Source organism: Mesorhizobium sp. dw_380, from assembly GCF_018588885.1.
Classification (GTDB): Bacteria; Pseudomonadota; Alphaproteobacteria; order Rhizobiales; family Rhizobiaceae; genus Mesorhizobium.
Genome location: NZ_JAFFIW010000005.1, coordinates 1 through 18,305 on the forward strand (window position 1 = coordinate 1; position 18,305 = coordinate 18,305).

At 59.7% G+C, this 18,305-nt stretch carries 10 protein-coding genes and 3 pseudogenes; 12 read left to right on the top strand and 1 reads right to left on the bottom strand.

The genetic code is table 11. The annotated features are described in order from the left end of the window. From JT360_RS06275 to JT360_RS06330, 12 genes and pseudogenes are all read left to right on the top strand, one after another. Nucleotides 1–628, top strand: a pseudogene (locus tag JT360_RS06275) (ATP-grasp domain-containing protein); the annotation flags it as partial. Nucleotides 629–1,121: 493 nt separating this feature from the next. Further along, nucleotides 1,122–2,291 (top strand): M24 family metallopeptidase, encoded by a 1,170-nt coding sequence (locus tag JT360_RS06280; RefSeq protein ID WP_126080651.1) that lies wholly within the window; start codon nt 1,122–1,124, stop codon nt 2,289–2,291. Between the two features lie 513 nt (nt 2,292–2,804). After that, nucleotides 2,805–3,174 (top strand): annotated as a pseudogene (locus tag JT360_RS33470) (transposase); the annotation flags it as partial. A gap of 1,197 nt (nt 3,175–4,371) precedes the next feature. Then, nucleotides 4,372–5,535, top strand: coding sequence for a M20 aminoacylase family protein (locus JT360_RS06290; RefSeq protein WP_126080652.1), 1,164 nt, complete (start codon nt 4,372–4,374; stop codon nt 5,533–5,535). A gap of 190 nt (nt 5,536–5,725) precedes the next feature. After that, entirely contained in the window at nt 5,726–6,841 is a 1,116-nt protein-coding gene (locus JT360_RS06295) for an ABC transporter substrate-binding protein (RefSeq protein WP_126080653.1), read from the top strand. A gap of 85 nt (nt 6,842–6,926) precedes the next feature. Next, nucleotides 6,927–8,024 carry an ABC transporter ATP-binding protein gene (locus JT360_RS06300; protein WP_126080654.1) on the top strand — a complete coding sequence of 366 codons (1,098 nt, stop codon included), beginning with the start codon at nt 6,927–6,929 and terminating at the stop codon, nt 8,022–8,024. 17 nt (nt 8,025–8,041) lie between these two features. Continuing rightward, nucleotides 8,042–9,814 (top strand): ABC transporter permease subunit, encoded by a 1,773-nt coding sequence (locus tag JT360_RS06305; protein WP_126080655.1) that lies wholly within the window; start codon nt 8,042–8,044, stop codon nt 9,812–9,814. A gap of 122 nt (nt 9,815–9,936) precedes the next feature. Then, on the top strand, nt 9,937–11,643 hold the full coding sequence (locus JT360_RS06310; protein WP_126080656.1) for an acetolactate synthase catalytic subunit: 1,707 nt from the start codon (nt 9,937–9,939) through the stop codon (nt 11,641–11,643). Nucleotides 11,644–11,658: 15 nt separating this feature from the next. Next, a complete protein-coding gene (locus tag JT360_RS06315) occupies nt 11,659–12,675 on the top strand; it encodes a cyclase family protein (RefSeq protein WP_126080657.1) in 1,017 nt (338 codons plus the stop codon). Between the two features lie 12 nt (nt 12,676–12,687). Further along, entirely contained in the window at nt 12,688–13,473 is a 786-nt protein-coding gene (locus tag JT360_RS06320) for an SDR family oxidoreductase (RefSeq protein WP_126080658.1), read from the top strand. A 49-nt stretch (nt 13,474–13,522) separates the two neighbouring features. Beyond that, nucleotides 13,523–14,979 (top strand): annotated as a pseudogene (locus JT360_RS06325) (NAD-dependent succinate-semialdehyde dehydrogenase); the annotation flags it as partial. A 565-nt stretch (nt 14,980–15,544) separates the two neighbouring features. Beyond that, nucleotides 15,545–16,444: an aspartate/glutamate racemase family protein gene (locus JT360_RS06330; protein ID WP_245466449.1), complete on the top strand. Its 900-nt coding sequence runs from the start codon at nt 15,545–15,547 to the stop codon at nt 16,442–16,444. Nucleotides 16,445–17,224: 780 nt separating this feature from the next. On the opposite strand, the gene JT360_RS06335 is transcribed toward JT360_RS06330, so the two are convergent. After that, nucleotides 17,225–18,232: a D-alanine--D-alanine ligase family protein gene (locus tag JT360_RS06335; RefSeq protein ID WP_126080659.1), complete on the bottom strand. Its 1,008-nt coding sequence runs from the start codon at nt 18,230–18,232 to the stop codon at nt 17,225–17,227. Between the last annotated feature and the right edge of the window lie 73 nt (nt 18,233–18,305).

The window sequence follows — 18,305 nt, forward strand, 5'->3', positions numbered from 1 at the left end:
AGACTACGGCGCTTACGCAATGGGAAATGAAATCGTTGGGATAGAGGCTGCTGTATATGGCGGCCAGCCGCATTTCGTCTGTAGTGAAGGAACCTTCCCAGCCCCGCTCATTGATGACGAGTACAAACTTATGGCCGATGTTTCGCTGAGTTGCTTGCGATCTCTCGGCCTTGGCTGGGGGCCAACCAGTATCCAATTCCGATGGACGACACGTGGTCCAGTCGTTATTGAAGTCAACCCGCGGCTTGGTGGTGGTCCTCAACCGGTTCATCTGGCTTACGGAGTCGACCTCGTCACCGAACACATCAAGCTTGTCATCGGTCGCGAATGTAACCTGCGCAAAAGCCATTCACATATCGCGGCCTGGCGCTCATTGTTTCCTGATCGCGATGGCATCCTCGATTGGATCCATGGCGGCAGTCAGGCTGCTGCTGTACCGGGTGTCGCCGAAGTCAAATTTTATGTTGAGCCCAAGACGCCGATCATCAGGAAGGGCGATTACCGAGACTCCATGGGGTACATTATCGCCGTTTCATCCAACCGTTCTCGGACAAAGTCGATACTCCAGCAAGCCATCGACCTAATCGACTGGTCGATCACACCATTTCCGACTGAACAGGAACAATAATCGGTTCCTCGTCTCTCCGCACCAGCGCAGATGTCCCAGCCAAAGAGTGATCGTTGCCGAACATTGGTGCGATTGAGAGCACGAAAGAGATGCGGAGCCATAGCTATACTTTGCGATCCGTGGCGAATCGCGATCGGTTGATTTTTGCTGATTCACAGAAGCCTCGTGCTTTGCTTTCCGCGACACGATCGTGAGTGGCGACTGATTACCTGCGCTCCAAAGGGGCTTTGCGCGAGCTAGGCTTCGCTTGATCAGGCGGCCGCCACCTGCTGAACAAGTCTCTCGGAGACATCTTGCAGCCAGATGACGTCGATATGGAAACTGCATTTGACCATGGCCGCTGGGCGTTCAATCGTCTGACTTCTCTAGCCGCGAGTTGAACAACAAGCACAGGACGATCAAGCCTCAGCGACCGGATTGTGCTGGCCAGTCTTAGCGGAGGCTGTGTCATTGTTGCGCGAATGCAAACCTCAAAAATCAATGGAGTAGACTCATGACGATCCCAAAGGGTGTACAGGCATTTCCACGCACTGAATACCTGCGCCGGCTGTCCGCCGTGAAGGCTGAAATGGAGGGACGCGACGTGGACGTACTGCTCGTTTTGGACGCTTCCAATATCACTTATCTTTCAGGCTATACCACGCCGTCCGGATATGTTCCTCAGGCGCTTGTGATTGACGGGGTGGCTGAGGAGCCGACATTCATCCTTCGTCGTTGCGATGCGCCGGCGGCCATGTACGAATGTTTCATGGAACAGGATAAGATCATCGGCTACCCGGAAGCGCTCATTGGCAATCTAGCCAACGACGGATACGATGCCGTCATCGACTTCCTGAATGAAGCTGGTCTCGCGAAACGGGGGCTGGGTATCGAGATGTCGAGCCTGCCTGCAGCGACATCGGAAAAGTTCAAGTCACGGCTGCCTGAGGCTCGCGTTGTAGACTGCACCAAGCTTGTCAGCTGGCTCCGCCTAGTCAAATCCGATCTCGAAATAGAAGTCATGCGGGAAGCCGCCGCCATTTCCGACGCCGCGATGAAGCGCGCCAGCGAAGTCATACGTGCCGGTGTAGCGGAAGCCGACGCGGCGGCAGAGATCGCGGCGGCGTTAATCCGGGGAGCGAATGGAAAGCCGGGAACGGCGCTGAAGGCCTTCTATCTCTGCGCCTCGCCTCGGATAGGTACCTGTCACATTCCGTGGACGGGGGACGTGTTCCGCGACGGGTCCCAGATCAATCTCGAACTCGGCGGCACTCGCCATGGATATTCCGCGGGCCTCATGCGTACTTTCTCGATCGGCGCCCCGTCCGAACGCCTGCGCCGCATTCATGAGGCCCAGGTCGAAGGCCTTGAGGCGGCACTCGCCGCAGTCCGGCCGGGATCAACGTGCAGCGAAGTGGCCAACGCGTTCTACAAGACGCTCCGCAAACACGGTTTCGAAAAGGAAACGCGCTGCGGCTACGCGCACGGCATTGGCTGGCTCGAACCGACTGCAAGCCTCCGGGATGGCGACACGACTGAGCTGAAGCCGAACATGACCTTTCATTTGATGCTGGGCAACTGGATTGAGGACGACTTCGGTTACGTGATCAGCGAGACATTCCGGGTCGCCGGCACCGGCGCTGAGGTAATCACAAACACGCCGCGGAAGATCTTCGAAATCTGAACGGGCAATCGTGTCCGGTCGCCTATCTATTCGATCGTGTTGATGTCAGGCGCTTCTAAGTTGTCCGAATCGCCGGCGTTTTGATGTCCTCCGGAGGGTCTTGCTTCTCTCCGGATTGGCTCTTGGGATTAGAAGAATGGCGGAAAGATCTGTTCGGCGTCTGATTCAATGATGCGATCAGCACGTGGACCGTAGCGAACTCCCTCCGAAGGACTTCTGTCCGCCAGTTGGCGGATTTGAGGTGACACTAGTTGCGATGGCTTCTGGAGCGATTGCGGTCAAGCTTGTTAGTGCTTCATGTCCTATTCGATTGTTCGATCGGTTGGCGACCATCTCCTCGTCCTGACTTGGCTTCGGCTGTGCCGCGGGGGACTGGCCGGTCGTGTTGGCCGGCAGGTCATCGCGTGCGCGACGTGGCTTTGATGGAGCTACGAGCCCGATGGCTGCGATCGCGGCTGGTCTCGCGGCGCACCGCGACGATTTCCAGATCCGTGCCTTCCTCATCGAACAGGCGCATGGCTTGGCCTCGTGCCACGGCAATACAGTACCGGAGGGAAGCCGACTGTCCGCCGCATCTCAAAACCAGGAAGCCGCTTATCTGCGAATTCTGTTAATCCAGGCGGCCAGCTTCGGCGCATGGCTGCAGAATGCCGCGCCGCGGCTTCATCGCAGCAAGCTCGCCACGGCACTGGCTATCGCTGAAGCGCCAAAGTCCCGACAGCGATCGAAGGCTTCGCTGTGCCGATCGCCGCGACCAGGAGATCATCGGCGCGACGCCGGCACGCTCATCAGGCGACGGCAGTTCGCCTCGTTCTGGCTGATCTCCTCGATCTCCTGGCTGACCGTTTCGATGAGCTCGTCGAGCCACAGCCAGTCCTCGTAGAGTCCAACGATCGGATCGCTCATGCGCGGCGATATCTCGTCGGCACGGTTCTCCAGGATTGCGAACTGCGAGTTGCGAAGTGCTCTCGCGCCGGGCAGCACGGCAATACCGTGCTGCGCAATGGCTGGACATTCGGCAGCACCGAAACGAGGTGACGGCCATCTAAACCGCCACCCCCCAGTGCGCGAGAAGCATGGAGCGAATATGAACGCACCCGGAATCTGTTTGACCCAAATGGTTGCCTGGCAACCTATCCGCTAATGAGATTAACGGTGCGTGCGAATTCCCCATCAAGGCCATGACACGCGAGCCGACCAAAAGGGCCGGATACATATGAGCGACTTCCGCTATCCTCCACGCCTCACTTGCGATCAGCAGCCGGTCCATACAATTGGGTCAGGTGGCCGCAAGCATGGTGTCTTGCCGTTTCCAGCGAAGTTCGGTGGCGTCCAGCCACGTGCGAGGCATGATCACCGCCAGTCTTCTGGCAAGCGCGACAATGGCTTTTTGCGTCCCTCGCCGATTGGCGACGTTCTTCGCCCCGGCCTTAAACCACGACCAATTTGCCAACGCGTCAGCGGGACTGGGCGGCCTCGAAGGCAACGACCTCTTCATGCCTAGGCCCGCAGGGGGACATGCATTCAACGCGCTCCCTTTCTCCCTGCTGAAATTACCCGGTCATGGCCGACTTCATTATCTCCGGAGGGACAACCCCGGTCGCCTACGAAACAAGATCGATCACGACCAAACAATTGCCCTAGCCACCTGACGGCGATCATCGATGCTGTGATTTGCGACAATGACGCTGCTTCCCGGACCCTTTTTCGATCGCAGCCTGATTATGCTCGATGTCGGAGGGAAATCCTAGCTTCCGCCGCCCCGTGACTAGTGCCATCGCCGAGGCCGCGGTCCACGCTGTCATGGATGATCTGGTCAGAGAGGGCCTCACGATCTTAATTCGGTGGGCCGGGCCGACGCGCGAGGACGCAGACATCCAAGGGTCAGTTCCGTAACCGACTTGCCCCACGGCGACCTAGCATGTGCTGGCCGGGACCGACCTCTGTGCTGAAAAGCGAGCCTCGGGTCCATCTCGTTACTAGATGTCGATGATACACAAAAGGCATTTGACGAAATCGTGCTGCGGAATGATGCTCGCTTAAATAAGGCACTAGGACAGAAAAAGCTGGGAACTAATAGATGTACAGCGTCGACACTTTCCGACATCTCCAGGAAGAAGCCACGCAATGGCGCCGCTACCTGCACCAGAATCCGGAACTGGGATACGAGGTGCACAATACGGCGAAGTTCGTTGCTGAGAAGCTGGCCTCCTTCGGTATCAATCACATCGAGACGGGCATCGCCGAGACCGGCGTGGTTGCCCTGATCCAGGGTGAGGGCGGGGAGGGGCCGACGATCGGACTGCGCGCCGATATGGATGCCCTGCCGATCCTGGAAGCGTCGAACAAGGCCTGGTCCTCGCGGATACCCGGCAAGATGCACGCGTGCGGCCATGACGGCCACACCGCGATGCTATTGGCGGCTGCAAAACACCTCGCCGCGACGCGCAACTTCAAAGGCTCAGCGGCTTTGATCTTCCAGCCCGCCGAGGAAGATGGACGAGGTGCTTTGAAGATGGTCCAGGAAGGAATCATGGAGCGCTTCAACATCTCCCAGGTCTACGGCCTGCACAACTCACCCGGCACTGACATTGGCCAGTTCGCCATCCGGGAGGGCGGTATGATGGCGGCGCTTGACGAGTTTGACATCATCGTCAAGGGGAGGGGCGGGCATGCAGCTTCGCCCCACAGGACTGTCGACCCTGTGGTCACCGCCGCACAAATCATCGTTGCCCTCCAGACCGTGGTGTCCCGCAACACCGACCCCACTGACGCCCTCGTCGTTTCTGTCACGAAGTTCACGGCGAGCCAAGCCTACAACGTCATCGCGGACCAGGTCGAAATGGGTGGGACTGTCAGGAGTCTGACCTCCGCCGTGCGCGATCTGGCGCAGCGGCAGATCAGGTTATGCGCCGAGGGCGTGGCCCACGGGATGGGCGCGGAAATTGAGTTCAGGCATCGGCGGCTCGAACCCCTTACATTCAATCACACGGCCGGAACACATTTCGCGATCACCGCAGCCCGCGGCCTCGTGGGCCATGACGCCGTAAACGACAACGTCAAGCCTTCGATGGGATCCGAAGACTTTGCCTACATGCTGGAAGCGCGGCCGGGCGCGATCATCCTCTTGGGGAACGGCTCGACGCCGGGCTTGCACAATCCCGCTTACGATTTCGACGACGAGGCGATCCCGTATGGCGTGGGCTATTGGGTAACCCTCGTCGAGAAGATTCTGGCGGCCTGACTTGTCGGGTTACGGCTCGTGAACCGGGCTGAACGGCGAGAGATGCTTCAGTTGACCGTGAAACGCGCAGGACAGGACCGCGTCGGCACCGCCACGTAGATCACTTCGCGAAGTCTCGATTGCGGCCGTCCGCTGGGTCGGCGAAAATTGCATATTCAATTATGCTCAACATTAAAAAAGGGGAATGGCCATGAGCTTCTCTATTATCATTAACCGCAGGCGTTTCCTGCAGGCAGCATCAACCGCCTTGGCTGCCGGCGCACTTCCTTCCATTGCCAGTAACAAGGCATCGGCGCAGACTCCTGGCGAACTGCGCGTCCTTGTCTACGGTGGCGATACCGGAAAGGCGATGATTGAGGCCTATGTAAAACCATTTGAAGCCGAAACAGGCATTAAGATGACCCCGATTACCGATCAGGGCGACCGGGCATCGATCGAGATGATGGTTGCGCAGAATAACGTCACCGTCGATGTTGTCACCGCTAACCAGGGATCTTCGTTCGAGTTGTCCCAAAAGGGTCTTTTTGAGCCGATCGATTATTCTATTTACAGGAATGAAGACCTAGACGGGCTCGCCGACTTCGCAAAGCAGCCGTTTGGCGTAGCTAACGTAGTTTATGCGTTCGTCATGGTCTACAATACCGAAAAATTCCCAGCGGGTAAGCTGCGGCCGACCACATGGGCGGAATTCTGGGACGTGAACAGTTTCCCGGGTGTCCGCAGTCTTGTCAGCGGCCAATATGGTTCAGAAGGCCCTTGGGAGGAAGCCCTTCTCGCCGATGGCGTAAATCCAAAGGATATATATCCTATGGACCTAGATCGTGTTTTCAAAAGTTTGGACAGAATAAAGCCCGATATTCGCAAATGGTGGGGAACAGGGTCCGAAATCCAGCAGATGATGCATGACAAGGCAGTAGATCTTGTAAATGCCTATGATGGTAGGGCCGGCACGTTGATCAAGCAGGGAGCACCGCTTGAAATTAATCGTAACCAGGCGAAAATAACTTGGGACTACTGGCAGATTGTGAAGGGGTCTCCTAACGCGCACGCTGCGCAACAGTTTGTCGCATTTACCGCGCGCGCCGACCGTCAGGCAGCATTTTCACAACTCATGCCGTTCGGCCCGAGCAACCTCAACGCGTTCAAGGTTCTACCGGAAGATATTGGGCGCTCGCTGGCCAGCCACCCCGACTACCTGAGGTCAAGTGTGCTAATCGACTCGAAATGGTACGCCGAGAAGGGATCGGACGGGCTCACGAACACCGAAAAGCTGGTCCAGCGCTGGAACGAGTGGATCCTGCTTTAAGCCCCTGTCGGCCTTTTGCGACGGCATTTACCGATGACGTGCCGCACCGAACCAGCACGTCATCGTTCGGCTTGGAGTGACGAACATGAATGCACCAGTCAGAACGCTGCATCCGCTAGCTAAGGATAGACCATTGGAGAAACTCGCTCTTTCCGAGCAAATCGAATTTCGGAACGTCACCAAATTATACGGTCAGGTCATTGCGGTCAGGAGCCTGTCGTTGACCGTTGGGCGCGGCGAGTTCCTCACGATCCTTGGTCCGAGCGGTTCTGGCAAGACGACGACACTCATGCTGCTGGCGGGGTTCGAGGCGCCTACCGAAGGTGATATCCGCATCGCTGGGAAGTCCGTCGCCTCGGTACCTTCCTATCGGCGCGATCAGGGCGTCGTCTTCCAAAGCTATGCGCTCTTCCCGCACCTCACCGTTCGCCGCAACCTTGAATTTCCGCTCGAGATGCGCGGCATCAGGTCGGCTGAGCGGGCCGCGAGAGCCGAACGCATCCTGTCACGTGTCCATTTGGACGGCTTGGGTGACCGCATGCCATCACAGCTCAGCGGTGGGCAGCAGCAGCGCGTGGCGCTCGCCCGGGCCCTCATAGCCGACCCTCCAATCTTGTTGCTAGACGAGCCGTTGGGAGCACTAGACCGTAACTTGCGTGAGCAAATGCAGGGTGAGATCAAGGGGCTTCACAAAGAGTTCGGAATCACTACGGTGTGTGTCACACACGACCAGGAGGAGGCGCTCACGCTTTCCGATCGGATCGTGGTGATGAACGCTGGACGAATTGAGCAAACTGACACGCCTGAGGCGCTATATGACCGTCCTGTCTCCCGGTTTGTCGCGAATTTCCTTGGGGACGCCAACATCCTCGATGATCCGTCATTCGCTGTTGAGTCGGATACGCCGCAACCGGACGGCACCGTCGCGATGATCCGGCCGGAACGTATACGGATCTCCGCCCCTGGCGCCACGAAGAGTGCCGACGCCGATCAGCGCCAGCATGTCGCCGGCACCGTGACCGATATGATCTATGCCGGCCCGCTGCGAAGATACCATGTGGCTGTCGGCGATAACGACGTGGTCATACGCGAACACGTCGCCGCGGGGCGTCAGATCTTCCAGATCGGGGACACCATTCAGCTCGACTGGTTGAGATCGGACATCCGCTTCGTCACGACGTGATCTCAGGGGACTCGCAGATGTTGACTTTACAAAAGCTTACGCGGGCCTCTGTTGTGCTGACCTTTCCGGCGCTCTGCCTCCTGCTACTCGTCTTTGCCATACCGATCGTCCAGCTCTTCTTAAACAGCATCAACGCCCCCGCGCTCTCCCTCGTCAATTACGTGACGTTCTTCGTGCATCCTGCGAACGTTCGCGTCCTCATCCAGACCATCGAGGTAAGCATCGTAGCCACGGTCATCTGCGCTATCATCGGCTACCCGACGGCCTACCTGATCACGGCTGCTTCGAAGCAGGTCCGGTCTGTCTTGGTCATCCTCGTCCTGATCCCGTATCTCACGAGTTCGCTGGCCCGAACCTACGCCTGGGTCATGATCCTAGGTGACCGCGGCCTTATCAATAACCTGCTGCTCGATCTGCGCGTCATCACCAGTCCTCTGCCTCTGATTTACAACCGTATGGCCATGTATATCGGCATGGTCCACATCATGTTGCCGATCATGATCCTGCCGCTAGTGAGCGTGATGCTCGGCATCGATAAGTCGCAAGTGGCAGCCGCGCGCAGCATGGGCGCGCGTCCGTTCTCGGCCTTCTGGCGCGTGTTCTTACCGCTCAGTCTGCCCGGCTTACGCAGTGGTGCGTTGCTCGTCTTCATCCTGAGCCTCGGATTCTACATCACGCCCGCAGCCCTTGGTGGCCTGCGCGATGCCATGCTCTCGACTTTCATCGCGGCTGAGGTGCAAAGCTCATTCAATCTCGGCCGGATAGGGGCAGCGTCATTTATTCTCCTCGCGATCGCGATGACGGTGCTCGCCGTCCTCAGACTCAATCCGGCCGGCCCCAAAGGCAATGCTGCGTCGGATCGGCGAAACCGTTTTCCCGCAGCGGGGGCCTTGGTGCGACATCTCACTGAGCTCGGCACGCTTCGGCGGGCGCGTCGCTGGAACATGCATCTTTACCGCGCTGGCGACGCCACCCATGTGTGGAGGTTCATAGGGATCACGGTAGTCATATTCACCCTACTCTTTCTCCTCTTCCCGGGCGTGGTGGTGATCATCGTGTCTTTTAGCGCCGGAACGCAGTTGGAATTCCCTCCATCCGGCTTTTCCGTGCAATGGTATCGTTCGTTTTTTGCCGATCCGTCGTGGAACGGGGCCGCGCTGAGCAGTTTCGAAATTGCAATCTCGGTAACCATAATCTCGACCATACTCGGCACGCTGGCCGCCTATGGACTCAGTCGCAGCGCGCCAATGCTGCGCAACGTGCTCACGTTGGTCCTCCTAGCACCGATCACCTTTCCGGTGATCGTGGTCGGCATCGCAGCCTACCTTGGTCTGGTATCCTTCGGCCTAGTCGGATCGAAGACAGGCATCGTCTTGGCGCACAGCATTGGCGCTATGAGCTATGTCGTAGTTGTCGTCGCGGCAACGCTGGCCAACTTTGACATTAGTCTTGAGCAAGCCGCTAAGAGCATGCGGGCCGGGCCGTTCCGGACATTCATGAGGGTGACTCTGCCTTTGATCCGGCCAGGCATCCTCGGCGGGGCGGTTTTTGCGTTCCTCCATTCGTTCGACGAAGTGGTCATATCCTTGCTCGTCAGCGGTCTATCCATACGCACGCTTCCCTTAAAGATGTGGGAAAACATCCGGCATGAAATCGACCCCACCGTCGCCGCGGTGGCGTCGCTGCTGATGCTTCTGCCCGTGCTCTGGCTCGTCGCCATGTACTTCATCTGGTGGCGGTCAAGATCCAGAATGCAAGCTGCCTCAGCCCGCATGCTCGCCGCGGTCTGAATCCGCACTACTCGTTAGGGCTCCCGGGCAGTGCCAGCGTGTCAACCGCACGGCATGTTACGCGCCTTGGGGCCGCGGTCACTCTGCGCCTGACCATTCAGAACTCTATAGGAAGAAACACGATGACAGAAATCGAACCTACCGTTGCCGTAACAATCGCTCGTGCGTTGTCGCGCCACGGCGTGAAGTTCATATTCGGTCAGAGCCTTCCTTCCGCCGTGATCCTCGCTGCGGAGGAAATCGGAATCCGTCAAATCGCCTACCGCCAGGAGAATATGGGTGGTGCGATGGCCGATGGTTTCGCGAGGGCCTCGGGACAGGTCGCGGTGGTCACCGCCCAGAACGGTCCAGCAGCGGCACTGCTCGTTGCACCGCTGGCCGAGGCCCTGAAGGCCAGCATCCCCGTGGTGGCTCTCATTCAGGAGGTAGAGCGACTGCAGGTGGATAAGAATGCCTTTCAGGAACTCGATCACCTGGCGCTTTTCGCATCCTGCGCCAAGTGGACGCGCCGTATTGGCACCGCGGATCGGGTTGACGACTACGTGGACGCCGCGTTCGTGGCTGCGGCGAGTGGCCGGCCGGGGCCTGCCGTCCTTTTACTGCCGGCTGACCTGCTCCGCGAGACAGCCCAGCCCAGCGCCCACAAGCGCGAGGCATGCCTCAGCGCCTGGCCCCTCGACCGGACCCGGCCGTCGGATGCCAGCATTGCCGAAGCGGCTTTCCTAATCGCGAAAGCCCATTGCCCGGTGGTCATGGCGGGTGGGGGCGCCCTTTCCACCGGCGCGCCATCGGCTCTGGCGAACCTTCAGGAATTTGCCTCGCTCCCTGTATTCACGACGAACATGGGGAAGGGTGCCGTCAATGAATTCCACCCCCTTTCATTCGGCGTGCTCGGATCCCTCGTAGGGCCAACATCGCTTGGCCGCTTCACGCGGAGCTTGGTCGAGGATGCCGACCTGATCCTGCAAGTTGGAACACGAAACAACCAGAACGGCACCGACAGCTGGCGCCTCATTCGTCCGGGTACAAGGATCATCCAGATCGACCTTGACCCGCAGGAGATCGGGCGCAACTACGAGGCAGTCCGCCTCGTCGGGGATGCAGCAGAAACCCTCAAAGCACTCACGCAGGCCCTCAAGACCCAAGATCTCAAGGCAAGGTCACAGGCGCGCCCCGGTCTGGCCGAGCGGATTGCCGATGCCTGGCGCCAGTTCGAGACGGTCAGGGCACCCCTTCTAAAGCAGGCAACCGCAGGGATCAGGCCAGAACGCGTGATGGCGGAACTGCAGAATCTGCTCCAGCCAGAGATGATCATCACTGCTGATGCAAGCTACTCATCGATGTGGGTCGTCGGTCATCTGCGAGCGCCACGGGAAGGGACGCGCTTCCTCACACCCCGTGGGCTCGCCGGGCTCGGATGGGGCCTTCCGCTCGCCATTGGAGCAAAAGTCGCGCGGCCTTCGGCACCTGTTGTGGCGCTTGTCGGGGACGGCGGCTTTGCCCATTCCTGGGCCGAATTGGAGACGATGGTCCGCATGGGAATTCCGGTGACGGTCGTCGTCCTGAACAACGGCATCCTCGGCTTCCAGAAGGACGCAGAAACCGTGAAGTTTGGGGCCTATACCACAGCCTGCCATTTTGCAGCGGTTGATCACGCGGCGATTGCGCGCGCCTGTGGCTGCGAAGGGATAAGAGTCGAGGACGCTGCGGCTCTGCCGGAGGTCCTCAAGCGAGCCCTCGTCGCCGAGCGGCCGACACTCATCGAGGTGATGACGGATCCCGATGCGCATCCTCCGATTTCGCTGTTTGCCGGGACCCTGGATCACTGAGCGGAATGGCGTTACGTGGGCAACCGATGGAACAATAAGCCGGAAGGCGCAAACCGGGGCCTGTTCGGCGCCGACGACGAAGTCGGGCGCCTCAACCTGATCACGGATGACATCCGACTGAAAGCGGCCGCCGAGATCAGGACCGGCCGGGCTTTCTGCCTCAGCTTGCCACTGGATCTCCCCGGCGGGACTGCGCTCAATCCGAACCGCAAGCCGCCGCGTCGTCATGTGGCGATACGCAAGCAGGGACTGCCGGCGGTGAACTATCCCCTATATCTGGAGAACACTCATTACATTGACGCGTCCTGCGATGACAGCGTGACACTATTCACACAATATTCGACGCAGTGGGACGCCCTTAGCCACATCGGGCAGCATTTCAACACCGACGATGACGGCACCGCTGAGATCGTCTATTATAATGGCTTCAGGGGCGGCACGGATGTTCTTGGACCCGATGCCGAAGGCGGAGCTCGCGCGCGCCGATTAGGCATCGACAAGTTCGCCGAGACCTGCGTCCAAGGTTGGGGCGTGCTGCTTGACCTAGGCAGGATCTATGGACGGGACCGAACCCTGGTCGGCTACGATGCCCTAGTGCGTGCTATGCAGACTCAGTCCGTTAAAGTCGAGGCGGGCGACATACTGTGCGTTCACACCGGATTCGCCAAACTTGTTGTCGACATGGACGGCAGCCCGGATCCGCGTGTTCTGCACAATGCCTGCGCCGTACTAGAGGGGCGGGACGACAGGCTGCTCCGGTGGATCGACGACTGCGGTATCGCCGCGCTGGTTGCCGACAACTTCGCGGTGGAGGCGTATCCGAATCGCGTACCGGACGGCTGCGACCACTGCGCCGGCCTGCCGCTGCACCAGCATTGTCTATTCAAGCTTGGCCTTGACGAGCTCTGGTATCTATCGGACTTGGCTGCGTGGCTAAGAGATCATAACCTTAGCCGGTTTTTCCTTACCGCTCCGCCTCTGCGCCTGCCCGGCTCGTTCGGCTTGCCGCTGACACCCGTCGCCACAGTGTAGGAGAAGTAGGTCGTGGACCAGGTTTCGCACGCGACCGCATTCGCCGGCAAGGTGGCTCTGGTGACAGGCGCCGCGCGGGGCATCGGACTTTCGATCGCCACCCGGTTTCTCAACGCCGGCGCCAATGTTGTGCTGGCGGACCTCTCCGAGAGTGACCTGAACGCCAGCATTTCGACCCTGTCTTCGGACTGTACTGGGCGGGCCTTGGCGGTGCGCGTTGATGTGTCCACAGACGCTGATGTCACGCGAATGGTCCAGGCTACATCGGCTCGATTCGGGCGGGTCGACATCCTGGTCAACAACGCGGGAATCTCTCCGAAACACGGCGGACGGAAGGCAACGGTTGAGGAGATGCTCGCCGTGGAGTGGCGTCAGGTTCTCGAAGTAAATCTGACAGGCGCCTTCCTCTGCTGCCGGGCTTGTCTTCCCCACATGCGGGCGGCGAAATGGGGCCGGATCATCAACATCGCATCGGTGGCCGGCCGAACGAAAACCGAGATTGCAGGAGCACACTATGCCGCGTCAAAGGCCGGCATGATGGCCCTTGCCCGCACCCTTGCGGTTGAAGTCGGCTCAGCGAACATCACGGTGAATTCCATTGCGCCGGGTCGCATCGAAACTCCGATGGCTGCCGCGGCTGGTGCCGAACTTAACCAGGCCTACGTCGCCAGCATTCCTGTCGGCCGACTGGGCACCGGTGACGACATCGCCGCTGCGGTCGCCTACCTGGCATCTGAAGACGCTGCCTTCCTCACGGGTGTCACGCTCGACGTTAACGGCGGCTCATTCATGATCTGATCCGCCTGGCGGCTGAATACTTACAAGACTTGAAAGTGGAGCTCTGGGTATGGGTGTACTTACCATGATGCCGGAGGGACTGGCCGTTCCTTCTCTTCTGATCGAACGCGCCTATGTCGCCGGCGAATGGATTTCGGGCGGACGTCGCTTTGACATGACCAATCCCCTCGACCGGCGCGGTCGTTTCGTCGGTCCCCGATGTCGGAAGGGATACGGTGGAGCAGGCCATCGACCCCGCGCACCGCGCGTAACGGGAATGGACCCGACGCACAGGCAAGGAGAGAGCTGGGGTCCTGCGCGCCCTCCATGACCTCATGGTCGCGAATGCCAACGATCTCGCGGCCGTCCTCACCGCCGAGATGGGCAAACCGTTCGCCGAAGCGCGCAGCGAGATCCTGTACGGCGCGTCCTACGTCGAGTGGTTCGCCGAGGAAGCAAGCGTCCTACGGCGACGTCATTCCCGGACATCAGGACGACAAGCGCATTATGGTAATACGCCAGCCGGTCGGCGTGGTCGGTGCGATCACCCCGTGGAACTCCCCGGATGAGATGCTAGCGAGGAAGGTGGCGCCAGCGCTTGCTGCGGCTGCGCCATCGTCTCCAAGCCCGCCGCCCAGACACCGCTCTCGGCGCTGGCACTGGCGCTGCTCGCCGAGCGCGCGGGACTGCCGGGCGGACTGTTCTCGGTGATCACTTCGAAGGACGCGGTCATGGTGGGCAAGGCGTTCTGCGAGAACACCAAGGTTCGCAAGATCACGTTCACAGGCTCTATGCAGGTTGGCCGCACGCTGATGCGGCAGGCTTCCGGCCGGATCAAGAACCTTGGCCTCGAACTCGGCGGCAACGCCCCTTTCATCGTCTTCAACGACGCGGACCTGGATGCTGCCGTCGAAGGCGCGATCCTGTCGAAACTCCGCAATGCCGGGCAGACCTGTGTGTGCGCCAACCGCCTCTACGTGCAGTCCGGGATCAATGATGCCGCCGCGGCGGCGTTGACGAAGCGCGTCAGGAGCCTCAAGGTCGGCGACGGCTTCGAGAAAGGCGTGGCGATCGGACCGCTCATCGAGGAGAAGGCCGCCGCCAAGTGAAGGAGCACATTGCCGACGCATGTGCAATGGGTGCTCAAGTCGTCGCCGGCGGCGAACCGCACGAAAGAGGTGGGCTGTTCTTCACGCCGACGATCCTGACCGATGTAACGCAGGAGATGAAGGTCGCGCGCGAAGAGACATTTGGGCCGGTCGCGCCTCTCTTCCGATTTGATACGGAAGAAGAGGTCATCAAGCGCGCAAACGCTACCGAGTTCGGTCTCGCGTCCTACATCTACACCCGCGATGCATCCCGGATCTTCCGTGTCTCCGAGGCGCTGGAATAGGGCATGGTCGTCATCAACACGGGGCTCATCTCCACCGAGGTTGCGCCGTTCGGTGGCATCAAGCAGTCCGGCATCGGCCGCGAAGGTTCGAGTACGGCCTCGAGGACTACACCGAGTTGAAGTATCTATGCCTGTCCCTCCAGGATCCCGGGCAGAGAGTTATCTCCTGCACTAAGCCGGGTAGGGACCGCGTTGCTGCAGGTCATGAGCGGTCTGGATGATCCCAAGCTGTCGACCTCGAGCGCGGGACGCTTGTTGCCGGTCCGGCCGGATTGCGTCTCCTCGAAGATCTACTCGCAGCCGGCGCGCATCAGAGCATCAGAGCATTGCAGGTCCAAGTTCTGGCCGTCGAAACGTGCGCGTAGCCGATCTGCATGTCCGGATTGAATCACAGAATTACAGAATCGATTCCGTAAGAGCTCACGTCCGGACATACAGACGTTATTTCGGCCGGATGCCGCCAACGCGCATGACGCTCCGCAGATGCCGGGAAACGGTCGCTATGCAGATATGCGGCTGGTTTGCTGCGGGGAGACAGCCGCGACGTCGCCGGGAAAGCCATCTGGCCTCACGATGGTGCCGCCTGCATTCGATATTTGACCGGCCGGCACAAGTGCGATCACATGGGCACGTGACCACCCGCAAGGGCGGCGCTGCCTCCGATGATGATGATATAGAATACTGCTCGAGGTTCCCCGCGTGACATCACATAGACCTCCTGCCTCCTTAGGCTTTCTCGAGCTTGAGCGCGGGCTCGCGCCGGGCGAGAAACCTCCGCAAACGTATCCCGGTTCCCTGCTCAATCCAGATACTTACGACTTTCCGATCATCATCGAGACAGTGGAGGGTGCTTGGGCGGATCGCGTCATCCGAGGCGATCCGTCGCTTGAACCGGCCTACGTCACGTCAGCGCAACGCTTGGTCGAACGGGGCGCCGTTGCCGTGATCGCCAACTGTGGGTTCGCCATCCGACATCAGGCAGCGGTGGCCGCGTCGGTGAACGTACCCGTGGCGCTGTCAAGTCTCCTGCTTATACCGACCCTGCTACGTCAGCTTCCACCCGGCGCCAAGCTCGCGGTACTGACTGCCGATTCCACGCATTGCAGCGAAGGCCTATTCGGGATCGACGACCCGGCCGAGCGTGCGCGGATAGTGGTCGGCGGTATCGAAGGTGGAAAGCTCCTGGATAACGAAATGCAGCGCCCGCCGCGGCGCACGCTAGTGTCTGAAATCGAGGACGATGTCACGGCGTGCGTCACGCGACTGAGAAGGAGATATCCGCACATCGCGGCTTTTCTGTGTGAATGTACCGCATTCCCTCTGGTGTCCCCGATCATACGCCGGTTGACTGGGCTGCCTGTTTTCGACACGGTGATGCTGAGCCGAATGTTATTCACCAGCGCGGCGTGGACCGAATCATTCGAAACCAATCAGCGGACCCTCGCAGAAATAGTGAAGGACCGGGATGAAGGCGCTTATCTGGATAGGCGAGTGAAAGTCTTCACGGCGTCGCGATGGGCACCAGCGGCCGGGTCGCCAGCTCCCTCAAGCGACGCCTGTCAGTCGACGTCGACCATGAGCGATGGCAAGACATCGTAGTTATAGCGTCACCTTTAAGCGTTGGCCGTGCAGGAAAATCTGTCGGGCGAGACGCTGCACATTTGGGGGAACGGCATGACATCACCCGCACCCTGATCCTTGTCTGGATTGGCAGAGGCAGGTGGAGTGGTTCGATGAACATACGGCTTCGGCCGCTCTGATCACGGAAATGAGGCGCGAATCGCCGCAGCTGATCGGCAAGCAGGCTCAGGAGCTGGAATTTCTAGGGCGATCACGGCCTGCAACCGAAGGTCAGACGCCGGTTCGTCGCCGCGACCGACAGCATTCATAGCAGTCCGATCTACTCCAATCTGGCAAAAGGACATTGTCCCGACCTGCCAACCAACTCTAGGTCGGCGATATCACCTATGCCGCGCTACCGGCCCGCTTCGTCTACGTCGCCGTCATTCTCGACGTCTGGTCGCGCATGATCGTCGGCTACGCCATCGCCCGCGCGATCGATGCCCCCCGACGGTCGCCGTTGCGCCGCAATCGAGCGCAGAAAGCCGCCGCCAGGCCGCGTCCAGCGGCTCCCGGCCCGCAACGATCGAGGATTAACACATCCGGCAGACGAGCAAAACCGTAGCCCGATCGGTGTAACCCTAGAGCGCACTCCAGATCGCGGTCAGTTTCTGCAGTCGAGCATTGCGACCAACATCTCATGTCGACCGCCGTCATCACCGCCGCCTCGCACTCGGCGCAGCACCGAAATCGGTTGGCGACGTCTCGGCTGCCACGCTGATGGGGCACCGAGTGGGCGCCGACTCGACGCGTGACCGGCTACGGGATGCCGATCCCGAAATACCGCTTGTGGGCCACATCAAGGATGCGATTGATCAAGCTCGAATAGCTGTGCCCAGCGGCGATTGCGGCTAGGACATATTCGGATTGCATACTGAGCCCAGGCATCGTGTTGATCTCCAGCACAAAGGGTTGGCCGGAGCGGTCGATCCGGACGTCGAGGCGTGCATAGTCCCGGCACTCGCAGGCACGGAAGGTTGCAATCGAAATATCCCGCAGCAAAGTCGCAAGACTGCTCCCGACTCGCGCCGGGCAAATCGTCGACGCCTGCTCGGCAGGCAGGTACTTCGCTTCCCAAGTCAAAAGGCCAATTTCGCGTTCGCCGAAGTCGATCTCTGCGAAGGGCAACACCTCGGGTTTTCCGTTTCCCAGCAGCGCGACATGGATTTCCCGCCCATCGATGTATTCTTCCACTAGCGCATCCTGCCCATATTGCCCAATGATCATTTCGACGGCTTGCGCCAGCTGAGAGGGCTCATGCACGAGTTGCAAACCGAAGCTGTTGTCTTCACGGCGCGGCTTCACCACAAGTGGGAATCGCAAATCGCCGGTGCTGTCGGTGCCGCAGCGCATGATGCGAAAGTTCGGCGTCGGCACGCCGCAACTGCGCATGAGCGTCTTGCTGATAACTTTGTCGTCCGTCAGTCCATGCCCGAGTGGGCTCGATCCGGTGTATGGAACGCCGGCCATCTCAAGCATGCCCGGAACGTGCGTGAAACGGTAATCTCCTTGAATCCCCTCCGCCAGGTTGAAAACAAATCCTGAAGGGCGGGCTTGCGGATCGGGTGGCATGAAGCGCTCGAGCGTATTGAGCAGTCCTTTGTCGCCTTCACACAAAAGCGTTTCATGGCCGCCATCTTGCAGTGCCGCCACCGCCCTTTCGACTGTCTCGCCGGGCGGCCAAGGCTGCGGGGGCTGTGGATAAGGCTGACCGAATCGGTTGATCACGCCTGTAAAATCACGATTCCGGACGACGGCTACTCGCATGACGTACTCCTTGATGGTTCGGTTCTGCACTTCATTCGCTCGGATTTGTTTTCTCGAGGGAACAGCCCGCTTT

What these genes read in the sequence shown, in the direction of transcription:
- JT360_RS06310 (WP_126080656.1), top strand. Translation starts at nt 9,937, where the DNA reads ATGACAGAAATCGAACCTACCGTTGCCGTAACAATCGCTCGTGCGTTG.
- JT360_RS06305 (WP_126080655.1), top strand. Translation starts at nt 8,042, where the DNA reads ATGTTGACTTTACAAAAGCTTACGCGGGCCTCTGTTGTGCTGACCTTT.
- JT360_RS06290 (WP_126080652.1), top strand. Translation starts at nt 4,372, where the DNA reads ATGTACAGCGTCGACACTTTCCGACATCTCCAGGAAGAAGCCACGCAA.
- JT360_RS06335 (WP_126080659.1), bottom strand. Translation starts at nt 18,232, where the DNA reads ATGCGAGTAGCCGTCGTCCGGAATCGTGATTTTACAGGCGTGATCAAC.
- JT360_RS06280 (WP_126080651.1), top strand. Translation starts at nt 1,122, where the DNA reads ATGACGATCCCAAAGGGTGTACAGGCATTTCCACGCACTGAATACCTG.
- JT360_RS06295 (WP_126080653.1), top strand. Translation starts at nt 5,726, where the DNA reads ATGAGCTTCTCTATTATCATTAACCGCAGGCGTTTCCTGCAGGCAGCA.
- JT360_RS06300 (WP_126080654.1), top strand. Translation starts at nt 6,927, where the DNA reads ATGAATGCACCAGTCAGAACGCTGCATCCGCTAGCTAAGGATAGACCA.